This window comes from Alicyclobacillus tolerans (assembly GCF_048984885.1).
Taxonomy (GTDB): Bacteria; Bacillota; Bacilli; order Alicyclobacillales; family Alicyclobacillaceae; genus Alicyclobacillus_I; species Alicyclobacillus_I tolerans.
In genome coordinates, this window is the sequence record NZ_JBMGNK010000002.1 from 552,448 (window position 1) to 568,378 (window position 15,931).

The 15,931-nt window shown below is 45.1% G+C and carries 24 protein-coding genes; 22 read left to right on the plus strand and 2 right to left on the minus strand.

All coding sequences use genetic code 11. The features are described from left to right. Nucleotides 1-8: 8 nt before the first annotated feature. The 18 genes from rpmD to ACOJUR_RS02985 all read left to right on the plus strand — a co-directional run bounded on the left by rpmD (nucleotide 9) and on the right by ACOJUR_RS02985 (nucleotide 10,811). Complete coding sequence (gene rpmD, locus ACOJUR_RS02900) at nucleotides 9-212, plus strand: 50S ribosomal protein L30 (RefSeq protein WP_072874877.1); 204 nt, start codon at nucleotides 9-11, stop codon at nucleotides 210-212. Between the two features lie 14 nt (nucleotides 213-226). Continuing rightward, nucleotides 227-670, plus strand: a complete 444-nt coding sequence (rplO, locus tag ACOJUR_RS02905) for a 50S ribosomal protein L15 (protein ID WP_203114976.1) — start codon at nucleotides 227-229, stop codon at nucleotides 668-670. A 1-nt stretch (nucleotide 671) separates the two neighbouring features. Then, a complete protein-coding gene (secY, locus tag ACOJUR_RS02910) occupies nucleotides 672-1,955 on the plus strand; it encodes a preprotein translocase subunit SecY (RefSeq protein ID WP_072874875.1) in 1,284 nt (427 codons plus the stop codon). An 18-nt stretch (nucleotides 1,956-1,973) separates the two neighbouring features. Continuing rightward, complete coding sequence (locus tag ACOJUR_RS02915) at nucleotides 1,974-2,624, plus strand: adenylate kinase (protein ID WP_203114977.1); 651 nt, start codon at nucleotides 1,974-1,976, stop codon at nucleotides 2,622-2,624. A 10-nt stretch (nucleotides 2,625-2,634) separates the two neighbouring features. Continuing rightward, nucleotides 2,635-2,943 carry a KOW domain-containing RNA-binding protein gene (locus ACOJUR_RS02920; RefSeq protein ID WP_083574327.1) on the plus strand — a complete coding sequence of 103 codons (309 nt, stop codon included), beginning with the start codon at nucleotides 2,635-2,637 and terminating at the stop codon, nucleotides 2,941-2,943. Further along, nucleotides 2,936-3,154, plus strand: coding sequence for a translation initiation factor IF-1 (gene infA / locus ACOJUR_RS02925; RefSeq protein ID WP_021296639.1), 219 nt, complete (start codon nucleotides 2,936-2,938; stop codon nucleotides 3,152-3,154). The genes ACOJUR_RS02920 and infA overlap by 8 nt, the downstream gene beginning before the upstream one ends. A 107-nt stretch (nucleotides 3,155-3,261) precedes the next feature. Then, on the plus strand, nucleotides 3,262-3,375 hold the full coding sequence (gene rpmJ, locus ACOJUR_RS02930) for a 50S ribosomal protein L36 (protein ID WP_021296640.1): 114 nt from the start codon (nucleotides 3,262-3,264) through the stop codon (nucleotides 3,373-3,375). A 131-nt stretch (nucleotides 3,376-3,506) separates the two neighbouring features. After that, the gene (rpsM, locus tag ACOJUR_RS02935; protein ID WP_072874873.1) at nucleotides 3,507-3,875 is read left to right on the plus strand and encodes a 30S ribosomal protein S13; all 369 of its coding nucleotides are present in this window, start codon (nucleotides 3,507-3,509) and stop codon (nucleotides 3,873-3,875) included. Between the two features lie 15 nt (nucleotides 3,876-3,890). Next, complete coding sequence (gene rpsK, locus ACOJUR_RS02940) at nucleotides 3,891-4,304, plus strand: 30S ribosomal protein S11 (protein WP_072874872.1); 414 nt, start codon at nucleotides 3,891-3,893, stop codon at nucleotides 4,302-4,304. 97 nt (nucleotides 4,305-4,401) lie between these two features. Beyond that, on the plus strand, nucleotides 4,402-5,028 hold the full coding sequence (rpsD, locus tag ACOJUR_RS02945; RefSeq protein ID WP_072874871.1) for a 30S ribosomal protein S4: 627 nt from the start codon (nucleotides 4,402-4,404) through the stop codon (nucleotides 5,026-5,028). A gap of 49 nt (nucleotides 5,029-5,077) precedes the next feature. After that, nucleotides 5,078-6,016: a DNA-directed RNA polymerase subunit alpha gene (locus ACOJUR_RS02950; protein WP_072874870.1), complete on the plus strand. Its 939-nt coding sequence runs from the start codon at nucleotides 5,078-5,080 to the stop codon at nucleotides 6,014-6,016. A gap of 107 nt (nucleotides 6,017-6,123) precedes the next feature. Continuing rightward, nucleotides 6,124-6,489 carry a 50S ribosomal protein L17 gene (rplQ, locus tag ACOJUR_RS02955; protein WP_203114978.1) on the plus strand — a complete coding sequence of 122 codons (366 nt, stop codon included), beginning with the start codon at nucleotides 6,124-6,126 and terminating at the stop codon, nucleotides 6,487-6,489. 130 nt (nucleotides 6,490-6,619) lie between these two features. Continuing rightward, nucleotides 6,620-7,393, plus strand: a complete 774-nt coding sequence (gene truA / locus ACOJUR_RS02960; RefSeq protein ID WP_420949199.1) for a tRNA pseudouridine(38-40) synthase TruA — start codon at nucleotides 6,620-6,622, stop codon at nucleotides 7,391-7,393. 81 nt (nucleotides 7,394-7,474) lie between these two features. Continuing rightward, a complete protein-coding gene (gene rplM, locus ACOJUR_RS02965) occupies nucleotides 7,475-7,912 on the plus strand; it encodes a 50S ribosomal protein L13 (RefSeq protein ID WP_072874867.1) in 438 nt (145 codons plus the stop codon). 17 nt (nucleotides 7,913-7,929) lie between these two features. Beyond that, complete coding sequence (gene rpsI, locus ACOJUR_RS02970) at nucleotides 7,930-8,322, plus strand: 30S ribosomal protein S9 (RefSeq protein WP_203114980.1); 393 nt, start codon at nucleotides 7,930-7,932, stop codon at nucleotides 8,320-8,322. Between the two features lie 174 nt (nucleotides 8,323-8,496). After that, nucleotides 8,497-9,198 carry an N-acetylmuramoyl-L-alanine amidase gene (locus ACOJUR_RS02975; RefSeq protein WP_203114981.1) on the plus strand — a complete coding sequence of 234 codons (702 nt, stop codon included), beginning with the start codon at nucleotides 8,497-8,499 and terminating at the stop codon, nucleotides 9,196-9,198. Further along, a complete protein-coding gene (locus ACOJUR_RS02980) occupies nucleotides 9,191-9,613 on the plus strand; it encodes a hypothetical protein (protein WP_420949200.1) in 423 nt (140 codons plus the stop codon). Before ACOJUR_RS02975 ends, ACOJUR_RS02980 begins: the two co-directional genes overlap by 8 nt. A 109-nt stretch (nucleotides 9,614-9,722) precedes the next feature. After that, entirely contained in the window at nucleotides 9,723-10,811 is a 1,089-nt protein-coding gene (locus ACOJUR_RS02985) for an Mrp/NBP35 family ATP-binding protein (RefSeq protein WP_072875157.1), read from the plus strand. A gap of 131 nt (nucleotides 10,812-10,942) precedes the next feature. On the opposite strand, the gene gerD is transcribed toward ACOJUR_RS02985, so the two are convergent. Beyond that, on the minus strand, nucleotides 10,943-11,632 hold the full coding sequence (gene gerD / locus ACOJUR_RS02990; protein ID WP_306954175.1) for a spore germination lipoprotein GerD: 690 nt from the start codon (nucleotides 11,630-11,632) through the stop codon (nucleotides 10,943-10,945). Between the two features lie 135 nt (nucleotides 11,633-11,767). Beyond that, nucleotides 11,768-12,466: a polysaccharide deacetylase family sporulation protein PdaB gene (pdaB, locus tag ACOJUR_RS02995; protein WP_203115500.1), complete on the minus strand. Its 699-nt coding sequence runs from the start codon at nucleotides 12,464-12,466 to the stop codon at nucleotides 11,768-11,770. Between the two features lie 208 nt (nucleotides 12,467-12,674). On the opposite strand from pdaB, the gene ACOJUR_RS03000 reads away from it, so the two are divergent. Genes ACOJUR_RS03000 through cdaA form a run of 4 tightly spaced genes read left to right on the plus strand, consistent with a single transcriptional unit; the run spans nucleotide 12,675 to nucleotide 15,928 of the window. Continuing rightward, on the plus strand, nucleotides 12,675-13,349 hold the full coding sequence (locus ACOJUR_RS03000; protein WP_420949201.1) for a stage II sporulation protein M: 675 nt from the start codon (nucleotides 12,675-12,677) through the stop codon (nucleotides 13,347-13,349). A 20-nt stretch (nucleotides 13,350-13,369) separates the two neighbouring features. Next, entirely contained in the window at nucleotides 13,370-14,266 is an 897-nt protein-coding gene (gene rocF / locus ACOJUR_RS03005) for an arginase (RefSeq protein WP_203114985.1), read from the plus strand. A gap of 52 nt (nucleotides 14,267-14,318) precedes the next feature. Further along, nucleotides 14,319-15,089 carry an SGNH/GDSL hydrolase family protein gene (locus ACOJUR_RS03010; RefSeq protein ID WP_420949202.1) on the plus strand — a complete coding sequence of 257 codons (771 nt, stop codon included), beginning with the start codon at nucleotides 14,319-14,321 and terminating at the stop codon, nucleotides 15,087-15,089. 20 nt (nucleotides 15,090-15,109) lie between these two features. Then, entirely contained in the window at nucleotides 15,110-15,928 is an 819-nt protein-coding gene (cdaA, locus tag ACOJUR_RS03015) for a diadenylate cyclase CdaA (protein ID WP_203114987.1), read from the plus strand. Nucleotides 15,929-15,931 lie beyond the last annotated feature (3 nt).

Below are 15,931 nucleotides of genomic sequence, written 5' to 3' on the forward strand. Positions count from 1 at the left end.
GGTGCTGTATGGCAAACATGCTGTCGATTCGACTTGTTCGCAGTGTTATCGGAAGACCGGAAGCACAGCGGCAGGTGGTTGAAGCGCTTGGTTTACGCAAGTTGAACCAGACCGTTTTGCATGCGGATACTCCGACGATACGCGGTATGATTAATAAAATTCCGCACTTGTTAGAAGTACAGGAAACGGTTCTGTCGGATTCTGAGAAATAAGGAGGTGTCATACTGTGCAAATTCACGAACTAAAAGGTAATCCAGGATCTCGAAAAGCCCCAAAACGTGTAGGACGTGGAACGAGTTCTGGTCATGGTAAAACTTCTACTCGTGGGCATAAAGGCCAATGGGCAAGATCTGGCGGTGGTGTTCGTCCGGGGTTTGAAGGTGGACAGAATCCATTGTTTAAACGTCTTCCTAAACGGGGATTTTCCAATGAGCCATTTAAAAAAGAATATGCTGTTGTCAATCTTGAGAGTCTAAACCAGTTTTCTGAAGGTACAGTTGTCACACCTGAATTACTCTTAGAAACACGTTTGGCGAGAAAGCTGCTTGATGGCATTAAGATTCTCGGCGAAGGTGAATTGAATGTTAAATTGACCGTACAAGCACATGCCTTCTCTGCATCCGCTAAGGAAAAGATTGAGTCGGCTGGCGGCACGGTCGAGGTGATTTAAGATGGGAACGACCATCGCGAATTTGTGGCGACTGAAACATCTTCGCAATCGGATACTGTTTACCCTGTTCGTGCTGGCAGTTTATCGAATTGGATCTTACATTCCAATTCCAGGGATTAATCTCAATGCGCTGACGTCAGGGCAAAACAATGCCTTGTTCAATTTACTGAACATGTTTTCCGGTGGTGCGTTTTATCGATTCTCCATATTCGCGATGAGCGTTACCCCGTATATTACGGCGTCAATTATTGTTCAGCTTCTGCAATCAGGTGTAGTAGCCCGTTTTGAAGAGTGGCAGAAAGAAGGGGAATCTGGTCGGCAAAAACTGACTCAGGTAACTCGATATTTAACGGTAGTATTTGGTCTATTACAGGCTGGAGGACTAACGTTTACGTTTGCTCATAGTGGACTGCTCACCACCCATCAATGGTGGGGCTATATCACCATTGTGATTGTACTGACAGCTGGCGATATTCTCTTAATGTGGTTTGGTGAGATGATAACAGAAAAGGGTGTAGGAAACGGTATATCGATTCTCATTTTTGTTGGTATCATCTCTCAGTTTGGCCAGTTTGGTCAGGAAGTTTACTCCAAATGGTTTGTTGGTCAAAATCAGCATCTTTTTTTAAGTTTTCTACGAGTGGCTATACTGCTGATTGGGACCATCATTCTTTTTGCTGTAATCGTCTATGTTCAGCAGGCTGAACGAAGAATTCCAGTTCAATACGCAAAGCGAGTTGTGGGTAGAACGGTTTACAGTGGTCAGCAAACGCATATTCCCTTAAAGGTTAATGCTGCTGGCGTAATTCCTGTAATTTTTGCAGTATCACTCTTAATTTTGCCTTACACAATTGCAACTTATTTTCAAGGTCGGGCTTGGTCGACTTTTATTTTACGCTATCTATACCCTTCATCCTGGTGGTTTATCGGCCTTGAAGTGCTGTTGATTATTGCGTTTACTTTCTTTTATACGCATGTGCAGATCAACCCACAACAATTGGCTGAACAGTTGCAGAAACATGCAGGATATATTCCTGGTGTTCGCCCGGGAGCTGAAACTGAAGCGTATATCGTATCAGTCGTGAATCGCATAACTGTGTTTGGTTCGCTTTTCTTAGGAGTGATTTCGGTTCTGCCCTTTGTGTTATTGGAAGGAATGAATCTTCAATCCTTCTCCATTACGGGAACGTCCTTGCTCATTATCGTTGGTGTGTCTTTGCAGACACTTCAGCAACTGGAAGGTCAATTGTTGCAACGTAACTATCGTGGCTTTATTCGCCAATAGAAAGAGGGGAAGTTCAAAATGCAAATCATGTTGCTTGGATTGCCAGGGGCTGGCAAGGGTACACAGGCTGCCAAAATTCAAGAGCGTTATGGGATTCCCCATATTTCCACTGGCGATATGTTTCGGGCTGCGATAGCTGCAGGCACACCACTGGGGCTTGAAGTTCAAGACTATCTTAATAGTGGAAAATTGGTTCCTGATGAACTAACCATTCGTGTTGTTCGAGATCGTTTAGAACAGCCAGATGCTAAAGATGGTTTTCTATTGGACGGATTTCCTCGTACTTTGCAACAAGCTGACGCGTTGCAAAAACTTCTGTCAGAATTAGAAAGAAACCTGAATGCGGTGCTGTACTTGCATGTCCCGCAAAACATCTTAATGGATCGACTGACAGGTAGGCGCATCTGTCGACAATGCGGCGCAACATATCACTTGGTATTGAATCCGCCTAAGGTGGAAGGTACCTGTGACGTTTGTGGCGGCGAACTTTATCAGCGAGCTGACGATACGCCTGAGGCAGTGAAGACACGTTTAGAACAATATGCTCAGACTGCGCCGCTCGTTGATTACTATCAATCTCAGGGTGTGCTGTATACTTTTGACGGCCTGCTTACGATTGATCATCTGTTTGAGCAGATTGTGAATACCTTAGATAAGCTGCGAAAGTAGGGAACATCGCGTGGGTCATACTCGTGATTTGCCAGAACTCGCCAGCATCGTAGAGCTTTTGCGCGGTCGAGACAGTAAAAAACTTGCCGTTGTGATTGGCCATGACGGTGATCGTTTTGTGTGGGTCGCTGATGGGGATTTGCGCAAGGTTGAAAAACCTAAACGCAAAAACATCCTGCATATCCGTACTCTTGGATCGTACGCAGAGAGAACCAGGCAAACGCTTCAAGAAGGGAAGCAGGTCTCCAACGCCATGTTGCGATATGATTTACGCCGCTATTCAGAAGCAGGACAGGAGGAGAATGAAGTCCATGGCTAAGGATGATGTGATTGAAGTAGAAGGCAAGGTTATCGAGCCCCTACCCAATGCAATGTTTCGTGTTGAATTAGAGAATGGTCACAAGATACTTGCCCATGTCTCTGGTAAAATACGCATGCATTATATTAAAATTCTTCCTGGCGATCGCGTTACTGTTGAATTATCGCCATATGATTTAAGTCGTGGTAGAATTACCTATCGTTACAAATAATGAAGTCTGGCTTGTAAAGTGATTTTACGTTATCATTTGGCGAGTGAGTTATGACACAGTTTCATAGAAACTGATGATAGAGCTCGCAAAACGAGGAGGGGAATTCCATGAAGGTGCGTCCGTCGGTGAAACCGATTTGCGAAAAATGCAAGGTCATCCGCCGCAAGGGCAACGTCATGGTGATTTGTGAAAACCCGAAACACAAACAGCGTCAGGGTTGATTTAGCTTCAATTTTGTATCAACCTTAGCTCTGCTTGATTCATGGATAGCAGCGCGGCTGCCCGATTACGGGGCTGTTTCCATGTTTTCAATATAGAATTTCTCATTGAATCTTGGAGGTGGACGATTGGCATGGCCCGTATTGCAGGTGTTGACTTGCCGCGCGATAAGCGCGTTGAAATTGGCCTGACTTATATTTATGGTATTGGCCGGACAACCTCAAACAAAATTTTGCAGGCTACCGGCATTGATCCTAACCGTCGAGTGAAAGATTTGACGGAGGACGAAGTCGTACAACTGCGTGATTATATTGACAAGAACATTAAAGTTGAAGGCGATCTTCGTCGCGAAATCGCTCTAAACATCAAACGTTTAGTTGAAATTGGATGTTATCGCGGCTATCGTCATCGCCGCGGATTGCCTGTGCGCGGTCAGCGTACAAAGACAAATGCACGTACGCGCAAAGGTCCACGTCGTACCGTTGCAGGTAAGAAGAAGTAAGGAGGAGTGTGACAAATGGCGAAGGTCAAGCAACAACGTAAAGGCGGGCCGGCGCCGCGCACCCGGCGCCGTGACAGAAAAAATGTCGAGGTGGGTGTCGCGCACGTCCGCTCCACATTCAATAATACAATTGTATCCATCACCGATCTTGCAGGTAATGTAATTTCTTGGTCGAGTGCTGGCAATGTTGGATTTAAGGGCTCGCGGAAAAGCACACCTTTTGCTGCCCAGATGGCGGCTGAGGCAGCTGCGCGCACAGCAATGGAACATGGCATGAAACAAGTGGAAGTTTCTGTAAAAGGTCCTGGCGCTGGTCGTGAAGCAGCCATTCGTTCGCTTCAAGCTGCTGGTCTAGAGGTAAGTGGTATTCGCGACGTTACGCCAATTCCGCATAATGGTTGCCGTCCACCCAAACGTCGCCGTGTGTAATTTAGAACAAGTCTTACGAAGAACGTATTATGATAGACAGTTATTAAAAAATTATGCATGAATTTGTATAAGCAATTATGGAGGTGTCAAGACTAGAATGGCAAGATACACCGGTCCAGTTTGTCGTCTTTGCCGCCGTGAGGGTATTAAGCTCTACTTGAAAGGTGAGCGGTGTTACAGCGAGAAATGCGGTGTCGACAAGCGCCCGTTTCCGCCTGGACAACACGGTCAGGGACGTAAAAAGTCGTCAGAGTATGGTATGCAATTGCGTGAAAAGCAAAAGGCAAGACGTTTTTATGGTGTTATGGAAAAGCAGTTTGAACGCTATTTTGAAGAAGCAGCACGTCATAGTGGCGTCACAGGTGAGAATTTGCTCGCCATCTTAGAGAGCCGCCTAGACAATGTTGTCCATCGCATTGGGTTGGGGGCTTCTCGTGCTGAAGCTCGCCAAATTGTTCGACATGGACATATTTTGGTAAATGGTCGGCGCGTAGACATCCCATCCTATTTGCTTCGTCCTGGAGATGTTGTCGCTGTTGCAGAAAAGAGTGCGGGTCTTACCCGTATTAAGGAACTGCTTGAAGCTGCAGCCAGCAAAACCATTCCACAGTGGTTGGAATTTGACGCCGAGAAGGCGCAAGCAAAAGTTTTGCGTAAGCCTGTGCGTGATGAAATTGACACACCGGTTGCTGAACAGATGATCGTTGAACATTACTCGAGATAATTAAGTTGATTGGACGGTCAATCTGCAGCGTCGAAGAGGAGGGTATCGGATGATCGAAATGGAGAAGCCCAGCATTCAGACGGTCGAACACAGCCCGACGTATGGCAAGTTTGTCGTAGAGCCGCTTGAGCGGGGTTATGGAACGACACTGGGGAATTCACTGCGTCGCATTCTGCTCTCCTCTATCCCGGGCGCGGCGGTGCGCTCGGTGAAAATAGAGGGAGTTTTGCATGAATTCTCCACAGTGCCTGGTGTGGTTGAGGATACGACCGAAATCATTCTGAATCTGAAGCGCCTCTCGTTAAAGATTCACTCCGACGAGGAAAAATTATTAGTCATCGACGCGAATGAACCGGGCCCTGTGACAGCAGGAGACATTCGAGCAGATTCGGACGTGGATATCATCGATCCTGAAATGCACATTGCCACTTTAACTGAAGGTGGAAGAATTTATGCTGAATTACGTGCAGGACGGGGACGTGGTTACCATCCAGCCAATCGCAACAAGATGGATGAGCAAGAGATAGGAGTCATCCCTATTGACTCTTTGTACTCTCCCATCACTCGGGTGAACTTTACCGTTGAAAATACACGGGTTGGACAAATCACAGACTATGACAAGCTAACGCTGGAAGTGTGGACGGACGGGTCAGTGCAACCGGATGAAGCTGTTTCAATTGCTTCTCGCATTTTGGTTGAGCATCTTTCTCTGTTCACAGGTTTGTCTGATTCGGGGCGCGGTCACGAGCTTGCAGTTGAAAAAGAAGAGAGCACAAATGAGCGAGTCATGGATATGCCCATTGAAGAGCTTGATTTATCGGTGCGTTCTTATAATTGCCTCAAACGAGCTGGTATCAATACGGTAGCGGAACTTTGTGCGCGTTCAGAAGATGAGATGATGAAAGTACGTAATTTGGGTCGCAAGTCATTAGAAGAAGTTATAGAAAAGCTAGAAGCTCTTGGCTTGCATTTGCGTCAAGAAGATTGATCGATTGCAGGTAGATGATGTTTTAACAAATTCATTAGACGAGATCGACAATATAAGATGTGAAGTACTTGTTTTCATTAAACTCGCTGAGTGAAGGAGGGTTTAAGGTGCCATACCGTAAATTAGGGAGAACGTCTTCGGCTCGTAAAGCGCTCTTTCGTTCTCTGGTCACCGATTTGTTCTTGTATGAGCGGATTCAAACAACTGAAGCAAAAGCCAAAGAGTTACGATCGATTGCTGAAAAATTAATTACGCTGGCAAAACGTGGCGACTTGCATGCACGCCGCCAGGTTGCGGCTTATGTTCGTCGAGAGTTTCTGAATGAGACAGCAGATCAGGACGCTATTCAAAAGTTGTTTTCTGAATTGGCTCCACGCTTTGCTGATCGCGATGGTGGCTATACGCGCATAACAAAAATTGGCCCAAGACGTGGCGACGCTGCGCCAATGGTTTTGCTGGAATTAGTTCGATAAAATGTTGTCCGGGACAGATAGGATGAATCAGTCAGTTGGTTAACTGTTGCCTATTTGTTTCGGACAAGACTTTTTTCTTGAGATGATACTTGTCCCCGCTTGGGGACAATGATTTTTTAGGTGTGACTGTATGCGAGTGAAACTACTGATTGCCTATGATGGAACGAATTTTCATGGATTTGCACGACAGAATAACTTGCGTACTGTACAGGGTGAGTTGGAAGCCTGTTTATCCAGGGTGACTGCATCACCTGTACTTATTCACGGTTCCGGGAGAACTGATGCAGGTGTTCATGCTCGTCAACAAGTCGTTCATTGGGATCAGGAGCATGGTCCACCAGTTGAAAAATATCCGTACGTATTGCGGCGCATTTTACCGCCCGATCTGATTGCCATTCAAGCAGAAGAAGCTACAGATCAGTTTCACTCAAGATTTTCTGCTGTAGGCAAAACCTATCGATATACCTTTCAAACTGCTGCAGTTGCAGATATTTTTACCCATCGTTTTACCTGTCATTCACCAGGTCGTCTGGATTTGCAAAAAATGCGTGAGGCGGCTTGCCATTTGGTAGGTACGCACGATTTTACCAGTTTTTGTGCGGCTTCTACTCCTGTAGAAGATAAGATACGAACGATTTTTGATATCAGTGTGAAGGAATCTGGATCATACGTGTCACTCTATGTAACTGGAAATGGATTTCTACAAAATATGGTTCGTATCATTGCGGGGACTCTTCTTATGGTTGGGCAAGGTAAATTAACAGAACAACAAGTTATAAAGTCTATTCAAGCATGTGACAGAAGGACTGCTGGATGGACTGCACCGCCGTCTGGTTTGGCGCTTTGGCAGGTTTATTATGAAGAATCGAATTTATGGCTTGCAGTTAAGCAAGGTTTTGAGTAAACTGAGGATTAGTGCATTCTGCCCACTTTAAGCCCCGTTAAAGTGGTTGATTAGCATGAACCGTTTTCGGGAGGGACTCATATGCGAACGACGTACATGGCGAAACCGAACGCTGTGGAACGTAAATGGTTGTTAATAGATGCAACCGGCTGGCGGGTAGGCCGCTTGGCCACAGAAATAGCAAAGCTATTACGCGGCAAACATAAACCTGAGTTTACGCCGCATGTGGATACTGGTGACTTTGTTGTAGTAACAAATGTTGAAAAAGTAGTATTCACAGGTCGTAAGTTACAAAAGAAATTATATCGCCGCCACTCCGGCTATCCTGGTGGACTCAAGGAAGTGCGTGCGGTCGATTTGTTAAAGAAACATCCTGAGCGAGTTCTGTATTTTGCAGTTCGTGGTATGTTGCCACATACATCGCTGGGAAGACAGCAACTGACTAAATTGCGTCTTTACGTGGGTCCGGAGCATCCGCATGCCGCTCAGAAACCGGAACCATATCAACTGACGAAGTGATAAGGAGGGGACTATAGGTGGCTCAATTACAATATTGGGGAACCGGACGTCGTAAGCACTCCGTCGCTCGCGTTCGGTTGATGCCTGGTGATGGTGTGATTCGTATTAATAATCGGGAAATGGACGATTATTTTGGACTAGAAACCTTAAAGCTGATTGTTAAGCAACCCCTGATGCTCACTGATACGCTTGGACGCTATAACGTGATTGCTAACGTTTATGGTGGAGGCATTTCAGGCCAGGCTGGTGCTATTCGTCATGGTATCGCTCGTGCTCTCTTGAGAGTAGATCCAGAATTGCGTCCTGTTCTCAAAAAAGCGGGTATGTTAACTCGTGACGCACGTATGAAGGAACGTAAGAAGTACGGTTTGAAGGCTGCACGCCGTGCTCCTCAATTTTCAAAGCGCTAATCGTAAACATAATCATTCCAACAAAAGAGAGCCAGAGGCTCTCTTTTTTGTCGTTAAAAAAGTTTTATGGCATGTTGAGAAGAAAAATGGGTCACTCTACAAAAGCAAAGATGCTTATAAAGAAAGTGAGTGCGATCCATGCAGTTTAAAAAGTTAGCATGCTGTTTTTTCGGAATGTGGGTTCCATTGTTTTTAGCTCCTCCTTGTGTACAGGCAGCAACGACAGTACAAGCTGATCTGGTGCGTAAATGTATAGTAATTGATGCGGGACATGGAGGCGTAGACAGCGGTGCGCGTTCTCAGCAGGGAGATATGGAGAAAGATATCAATTTGAAAATAGCCGAGTATTTGCGTGATGATTTGCAACAAATCGGTATTTCCGTTGTCATGACGCGTAATCAAGATATGGATTTGGCGACTCAAGAAGATAGAGCGAATAAACACCGGCATCGTGGAGATTTAAGGGGACGTTTGTTACGTGCCAAGAGTGTTCACTATGACGCTTTTGTTTCTATTCATTGTAATGCGGATCCTTCTCCAGTTTGGAGAGGAGCTCATGTGCTTTATAAACAAGGTGATGAAAAAAGTAAGGAGTTGGCTGAAATTATGATGAATGCCATTCGCGAACACCTTTTGCCAACTCAAAGGGATATAAAAGCGAATCAAAGCTTATATCTTTTAAAAAGACTAGATGGTCCAGCTGTTCTGGTTGAGGTTGGATTTATCACCCATCCAGAAGAATTGCGTTTGCTGAAACAGCCACGCTATCAGAAAATCATTGCTTACTCGCTTTATGAAGGATTGATGCGCTATTTTAATTCAGAATCGACGCCATCCCAACGTTCGACTGTTAGTTTTTCTACTCTGCATGGGTAGCATTATAAGTTTTGCCGTTTTCGCTTGGCATCGAGTGATTCATGCTAGTGAACGAGTGGTGCGAACAAATTCTACAAATTTGCCCAAACTGGAAATCACACGCACCTCCCATGCATGGTTTGGGCAACCGGTATATGTTTTAAAAAATGAATCTGCGGAAAAACTCCTTCATTTGGTCATAGAGTCATGGAACGGAGACCAATTGCCGATTCTCAGTCAGCCCATATCTATTTCTGCCCTTCCAGATTCTAAAATCACGTTTGCCCCTCAAAATTTAGCTCCATTTGATTTTCAACCAGGAAAAGCTGTTTACTTCTCGGCTCCTGTACTTTCTCATATGAAAAACAGTCAAATATTTACGATTATGTGGATGGAGAATGGTCTAGAACAATATGAAAATGTGAATGTCTCTTGAGCGATATCTGTGCTAAACTAACAAAAGCGAAGTTATATAAAAGTAGTATAGGGTCTATGGCCTTTTCTCTTTGAATTGTTTGATTCGTCAGTTTTGGGAGGGAATTGATTTGGTAAATCAAGATCAGGTGCTCGATGCGCTCCGCAAAGTAGAAGATCCAGAGGTTCATCGCAGCATCGTGGATTTGGATATGGTACGAAATATTGATATTCGCGGTTCGCATGTTTCACTAGAAATCGTATTGACCATTCGCGGTTGTCCCTTACACACTGTCATTGAGGAGGACGTTCGACGCGCATTGGGGGAAGTTCCGGGAATTAAAACGGTAGACGTAAAAATAGGTCATATGACGGATGAAGAGAGAAAACGGTTTGCAGAGAAAGTTCGCGGTCCACAACAGAATACTGGACAACCACTCTCTGAGCTGTTGTCTGAAAACTCTGGGGTTGTCTTTCTGGCGATTGCATCAGGCAAAGGCGGTGTAGGTAAATCATCAGTTACCGCTAATTTGGCACGTGCTCTTGCGGAAATGGGATATCGAGTAGGTGTAGTAGATGCAGACATTTATGGGTTTAGTCTGCCAGCCATTTTTAACGCCGTCGATAAAAAACCAACTGTCATTGATGAAATGATTCTGCCAGTAGAGGTAGAAGGTATCAAATTAATTTCCATGCACTATTTTGTTCCAGATAACAGCCCGGTTGTCTGGCGTGGACCCATGCTGGGCAAAATGTTGCGTACTTTTTTCTCACAAGTTCATTGGGGAAAATTAGACATTGTATTGCTTGATTTGCCGCCTGGAACAGGAGATATGGCTCTTGATGTGCATACATTACTGCCGCAATGCAAGGAAATTATTGTAACTACACCGCAGTTGGAAGCGGCTGAAGTAGCCGTACGCGCAGGGATTATGGGTGTTCGTACCCATCATGAAATTGTTGGCGTAGTAGAGAATATGGCATATTTTGAATGCCCTGGTTGTGGTGAACGCTATCCAATTTTTGGCGAAGGCGGCGGAGCCAAGGTTGCGGCAGCTCTTCAAACGGAAGTGATTGCCCAAATTCCTATGGCTATTTTGCAATCCGGACAAAAAGCGTTTTTTGGCAAAAATTCATCTCAGGGCCAGGAATATGCGCTCTTGGCAGAAAGAGTAGCGCGTCGTCTCCATTTGCAGGAACAAGAACAGGTTCAAATCTAATACTCTACAAGGATTGTCAGGACTTAGTTTGATTTCATCTGCAACATTTGTATAAAAACTTAGAGAGCTGACCAACCTCTCTTCAATGGAGAGGATTAAATCAGCTCTCTGACGTTTATGTCCATACAAATTTAGCTGCTGCCCGATTCTTGATTGCCTTCTTCACCACCGGAACCACTTTCACCTTCAGCAGAGCCACCACTCGATTGTTGCTGTGATGAATTCCCACTGCCACCTGGGCTCTTCATACTGTCTGAGACAGCTTTTTTCAGGGCATCTTGGAACTTCATGCGAAACGTTGGGTTGTCCATGGCTTGCATCATGACATTCATAATATCCTTGCGACCTTCTGGAGATTGAAATTGCTCTTCCAAAAAGGTGCTAAAACTTTTTGATTTAAGCAGTACTAACAAATCTTTTTGCGCATCAGGATCGCGTAAAAGTTGTTTCATGGTAGACAACATTTCAGGTTGAGAGGCCTTGGCTAAATCGGATGCAAAAGTTGGATCTTTCATCTGTTCAGAGAGTAGATGCTGAAATTTTTCTGATTGCAAGCTAGCTGTTAATGCTTTACTGACGTCAGCATTGGAGACAGCCAATTGTTGCTTGAAAGTTGGGTCTTTTAGTATATCGTAAAGAGCAGATTTGCCCTCGGGAGAATGTAGAATATCAAGAACCATTTGTTTGGTAGCGCCATAGTCTTGTCCGCCGCTAGCTGCCGAGGCAGAAGACGAATTGTCAGCACCCATGGCGCCTGCGCCACAACCGGCTACGACTGCGGTAGCCATCATCAGAGCTATGGCTGTTGCACGCTTGCTCACAGGCATCCCCCGTTCTCTTGCTTGTTGTCCTCAGTATGTCTAGGAGACCAAGACATTATGCGGTTTGGCAGGACTTCACAGGTTAAGGTAAGATGTGATAGGCAAGCGCCGCCATTTTGATGGACCCTGCAATTTTTAAGATTGAACCTTGGTGGAAACTTTTGCATTGCTGAGCAATTCAGAAACGGTTACAAATTGATAACCTTTGGCTCGTAATTGATGAATAATTTGCGGTAAAGCTACTGTAATCTGTTTGGATGAGTCGCTGGCGTGCATCAGAATGATGTCTCCGGGCACAGCGCGAGAAACTACGCGTTTAACAATGGCTTGTTCACCTGGGTTTTTCCAATCCAATGAATCTGTATTCCATTGAATTACGGTATAGCCCATATCATGTAAAGTTTTCAATACTCTAGGATTAAAATCTCCATTTGGTGTACGAATAAGTTTGGTTTTTACCCCTGTGACTTGTTGGATTGCTTTTTCAGAGAGTGCAACTTGTTCACGTATCCAACTGTTAGGATAATTAGAAAAGTCTTTGTGTAAGTTGCCGTGATTACCAATTTCAAATCCCATAGTTTGGATTCTCTTGGCGATTTTCGGATGACGTAAGGTCCAAGGACCACTTAAGAAAAAGGTTGCTTTTTTGACACCTTCTTTTTGTAAAATGTCAAGAACCGGTTCGGGGACTTTGTTTCCCCAAGAAATATCAAACGTCAGCGCAACCACTTTCTTGTCGGTATCCACTTTATAAATGGCATTTGGCGGTTTGCTGGCAGCCATGACCGTTTGCGGCTTGGCGCCAATCAGTCCAGCAGACAAAAGTACAGCCATACCTATACTTGTCAAAAGGCGAAATGATTTTTTAAACACTCGTTTCACTCCTTATACAAAGTTCTCTACGGGCTATTCTTTATGGATTTTCAGCAATCGACTTCCAGTTTCGGAAATCTGCCTAACGCGAAGTGTGCGCCTCTTTCTTGCCTGCTATGCAGTGTTAAGAAAATCGCTGAATTGAAATTGTATGAAGGAGGAAATCTGCGTGAGAGAAAAGGGTTTAGCGGCAATAGGGCAGCGACCTCAGGGGATTCGTACACTTTTTTTAGCTTCACTTTTATTTTTGCTGCTTGGAGCGTTGTTCGGATTTTATCAACCTAGTTTGGCGAGTCATTTGGCTCAGCCCGTTTTGCATCAGATGAAGCAATCTGTACAATCATTAGAAGGGCATAGTTGGTTTCGTTTTTTTCTGTATATTTTTTTGCACAATACATTTAGTATTGCTATGACTATGCTTTTAGGTGTTGTTTTCGGACTTTTTCCTGCTTGGAACATGTGGTTAAACGGTATGGTCATTGGTTATCTCTTGCATGCAGATGCTCAATTGGGCATACCTGCAGGGAAATTGATTCTCTATGGTTTGGCTCCACATGGGATTTTTGAATTGACTGCTGTATTTTGGGCGTCAGCAGTAGGGTTGCTCAATGGGTGGACGTTGTTAACTTCGCTTTTAAACGCATTCCGAAATGATTCGGTTATCAACCATCCAGTGTCCCCAGAAATTCGTAAAGAGAGCGTTTGGAAGATAGTGGTACGCTATAATTTGCGAGCTTTTCCTTTCATGGTAGGGTTGCTGCTCATTGCAGCGGTCATTGAGTCGACCGTAACCCCCCATTTAATTCAAGTTGGCATAGGCTCGCTACATGTCTCACATGGGTAAACAGGAGGGGAAAGTATAAAATGGCTAAATTAAGAATTATTGGAGCACCATCCGACTTCGGACAAGGGCGAAGAGGTGTCGATATGGGGCCAAGCGCTATACGTTATGCAGGTTTGTCGGAAAAACTGGCGCGTCTTGGTCATGATGTGGAAGATTTAGGAAATATTGTGGTGCCTACACCTGAGATGCATACCGTAAAGGATGAGAAGCTGAAATACTTTGATGAAGTGAAGGCGGTATGCGAAAATTTATATCGTGAAGTCAGCCGTGTTATGGAGGAGGACGCCATTCCGATTATTTTAGGTGGCGATCACAGTATTTCCATTGGCAGTTTGGCTGGAATTGCTGCCAGTCGACGCCCTTTTGGGGTCATTTGGTTTGACGCGCACGGAGACATGAATACTCCAGAAACAACACCTTCTGGAAATATTCATGGAATGCCACTCGCCGTCAATCTTGGTCTTGGTCATCCTGAATTAATACATCTTGGTGGTTTCGCTCCCAAGGTTAAACCAGAAAATGTGGTCCTGGTGGGGATTCGCTCCATTGATGAGGATGAGGCCAAACTGATTCGCCAAACTGGCATTCGCGCTTATACGATGGCAGAGATTGATCGTATGGGTATGGCAGCGGTAATGGAAGAAGCCATTCGCATTGCTTCCAACCAAACGGAAGGAATTCATCTCTCACTCGATTTGGATTCGCTCGACCCAACATTCGCCCCAGGGGTAGGTACACCGGTAAATGGGGGTGTCACTTATCGGGAAGGACATCTTGCCATGGAAATTCTAGCTGCTTCTGGGAAGATTCGTTCGGTGGATGTCGTTGAAGTTAATCCTATTCTGGACATTCACAACCAAACGGGGAATATGGCTGTCGAGTTGGTAGAATCTTTGTTTGGTAAGACGGTGATGTAACGGCGTCCATTCTGTTCGCATACCGCCTTCCACCAGGAAGGCGGAGACTCCATTGCTCTATGCAGCGCTTGGGGATTCAATTACCTATGGGTATTCGGCGACAAATCCTAATCATAATTTTGTGTCCTTGATTCATCGAAAAGGTTTTTCGCCCATTCAACCGAATCTGTTTATTTTGGCACGTCCAGGATGGACTTCGAAACAACTGTTAAAATCCATTCTTCGCACGCCTGAAGTGATTTGGGATGAAACGCGCTATGTAACGCTTTGGATTGGCGGGAACGACGCCATACGTGCGATGCCATTTGTACTTTCTGGAGATTTTGCTCCGTTGCGGCGTGTTGCTGAGCGGCTGCGGGCTAACTTATCCAGTATGATTCAACATATACGTCGACCCAAAATGCAAATCTATGTTGCAAATTTGTATAATCCGTTTCCCAATTCGCATTTGGCGGAAGAAGCCATTCACTTACTCAATGATGCTATCGCTGGCGTTGCAAGGCAAGAAGGTGTCAAGTTGGTCGATATGTATCGTTCATTGCATGGTCGTGAATCGCTGGCCATTGAAGGCTATCGAAGAGGTGTGTTGCAAGATGTGCGCTTGCGGGGGAATCCTATTCATCCTAACGATGACGGACATCGCTGGATTGCTGAGACTTGGTTAAAAGCAATCAGCCCATCGCGTTCGCTTTCCGCTTCCAAACGACCAAAGAAGCAAGGACGGCGGTTGTTGTCAACTCAAAAGTCAACGCATTCATTGAATATCCGGATAGAGAAAACACAGAGGAAAAAAGCGGGATCGGGCAAAAAACTGGCAAGATGATGGGCAGGTGAAGATTTCTCATGGGCGCATGGTTGACCGTGTTGCGCAATTTCAGCTTGCTAAATGTCCTAGATATTGCCATTGTAACTTTTGTACTCTATCGACTCCTCTTGATTGTACGTGGAACGCGTGCGGTTCAGTTGTTAAAAGGTATACTCGTCATTCTCATTGCTACAGCGCTCTCCAGTGCCTTGCATTTACAAGCGCTCAGCTGGTTGTTAAATAAAATTATTACGGTAGGCTTTTTTGCTATTCCGGTTGTCTTTCAGCCAGAACTGCGACGTACTCTTGATCAACTGGGCCGCGGTGGTTTTTTCTCCCTGTCCAATCATCAAGCTTCCGAAGGGATGGCCAGAGCGATTGATGAAATTGCTCTAGCCGCCAGCCAACTTTCCAAAACAAGGACGGGAGCGTTGATTGTTTTGGAACGTAAAACAGGTCTCGGTGAATATGTGGAGACAGGCACATGGATGAATGCACAGATTTCTCATGCGTTATTACTAAATCTCTTTGTGCCTAATACGCCTTTGCATGATGGGGCGGTGATTGTGCGTGGAGAGCAAATCATTGCGGCAGGATGCTTTTTGCCACTCACAGAGAATCGTGAATTGGACAAGCAGTTAGGGACTCGACATCGAGCAGCCATTGGAATAACGGAACAATCGGACGCTGTTTCTGTTGTGGTTTCAGAAGAAACTGGCGGTATCTCTGTTGGGGTGGACGGTAATTTGGTTCGTTTTCTGAGTGAAAATACGCTTCGCCAGTTACTGAGGGATTTATTAATTGCCCGACAGAAACGAAAAATTCCGTCTTTACTTCGGGTTCGCAAGGGTTCGTAGGAG

Coding starts and splice junctions, on each gene's coding strand:
- rpmD (WP_072874877.1), top strand. CDS start 9: ATGGCAAACATGCTGTCGATTCGACTTGTTCGCAGTGTTATCGGAAGA.
- secY (WP_072874875.1), top strand. CDS start 672: ATGGGAACGACCATCGCGAATTTGTGGCGACTGAAACATCTTCGCAAT.
- ACOJUR_RS02915 (WP_203114977.1), top strand. CDS start 1,974: ATGCAAATCATGTTGCTTGGATTGCCAGGGGCTGGCAAGGGTACACAG.
- infA (WP_021296639.1), top strand. CDS start 2,936: ATGGCTAAGGATGATGTGATTGAAGTAGAAGGCAAGGTTATCGAGCCC.
- rpmJ (WP_021296640.1), top strand. CDS start 3,262: ATGAAGGTGCGTCCGTCGGTGAAACCGATTTGCGAAAAATGCAAGGTC.
- rpsM (WP_072874873.1), top strand. CDS start 3,507: ATGGCCCGTATTGCAGGTGTTGACTTGCCGCGCGATAAGCGCGTTGAA.
- rpsK (WP_072874872.1), top strand. CDS start 3,891: ATGGCGAAGGTCAAGCAACAACGTAAAGGCGGGCCGGCGCCGCGCACC.
- rpsD (WP_072874871.1), top strand. CDS start 4,402: ATGGCAAGATACACCGGTCCAGTTTGTCGTCTTTGCCGCCGTGAGGGT.
- ACOJUR_RS02950 (WP_072874870.1), top strand. CDS start 5,078: ATGATCGAAATGGAGAAGCCCAGCATTCAGACGGTCGAACACAGCCCG.
- truA (WP_420949199.1), top strand. CDS start 6,620: ATGCGAGTGAAACTACTGATTGCCTATGATGGAACGAATTTTCATGGA.
- rplM (WP_072874867.1), top strand. CDS start 7,475: ATGCGAACGACGTACATGGCGAAACCGAACGCTGTGGAACGTAAATGG.
- ACOJUR_RS02975 (WP_203114981.1), top strand. CDS start 8,497: ATGTGGGTTCCATTGTTTTTAGCTCCTCCTTGTGTACAGGCAGCAACG.
- ACOJUR_RS02980 (WP_420949200.1), top strand. CDS start 9,191: ATGGGTAGCATTATAAGTTTTGCCGTTTTCGCTTGGCATCGAGTGATT.
- pdaB (WP_203115500.1), bottom strand. CDS start 12,466: ATGGCTGTACTTTTGTCTGCTGGACTGATTGGCGCCAAGCCGCAAACG.
- rocF (WP_203114985.1), top strand. CDS start 13,370: ATGGCTAAATTAAGAATTATTGGAGCACCATCCGACTTCGGACAAGGG.
- cdaA (WP_203114987.1), top strand. CDS start 15,110: ATGGGCGCATGGTTGACCGTGTTGCGCAATTTCAGCTTGCTAAATGTC.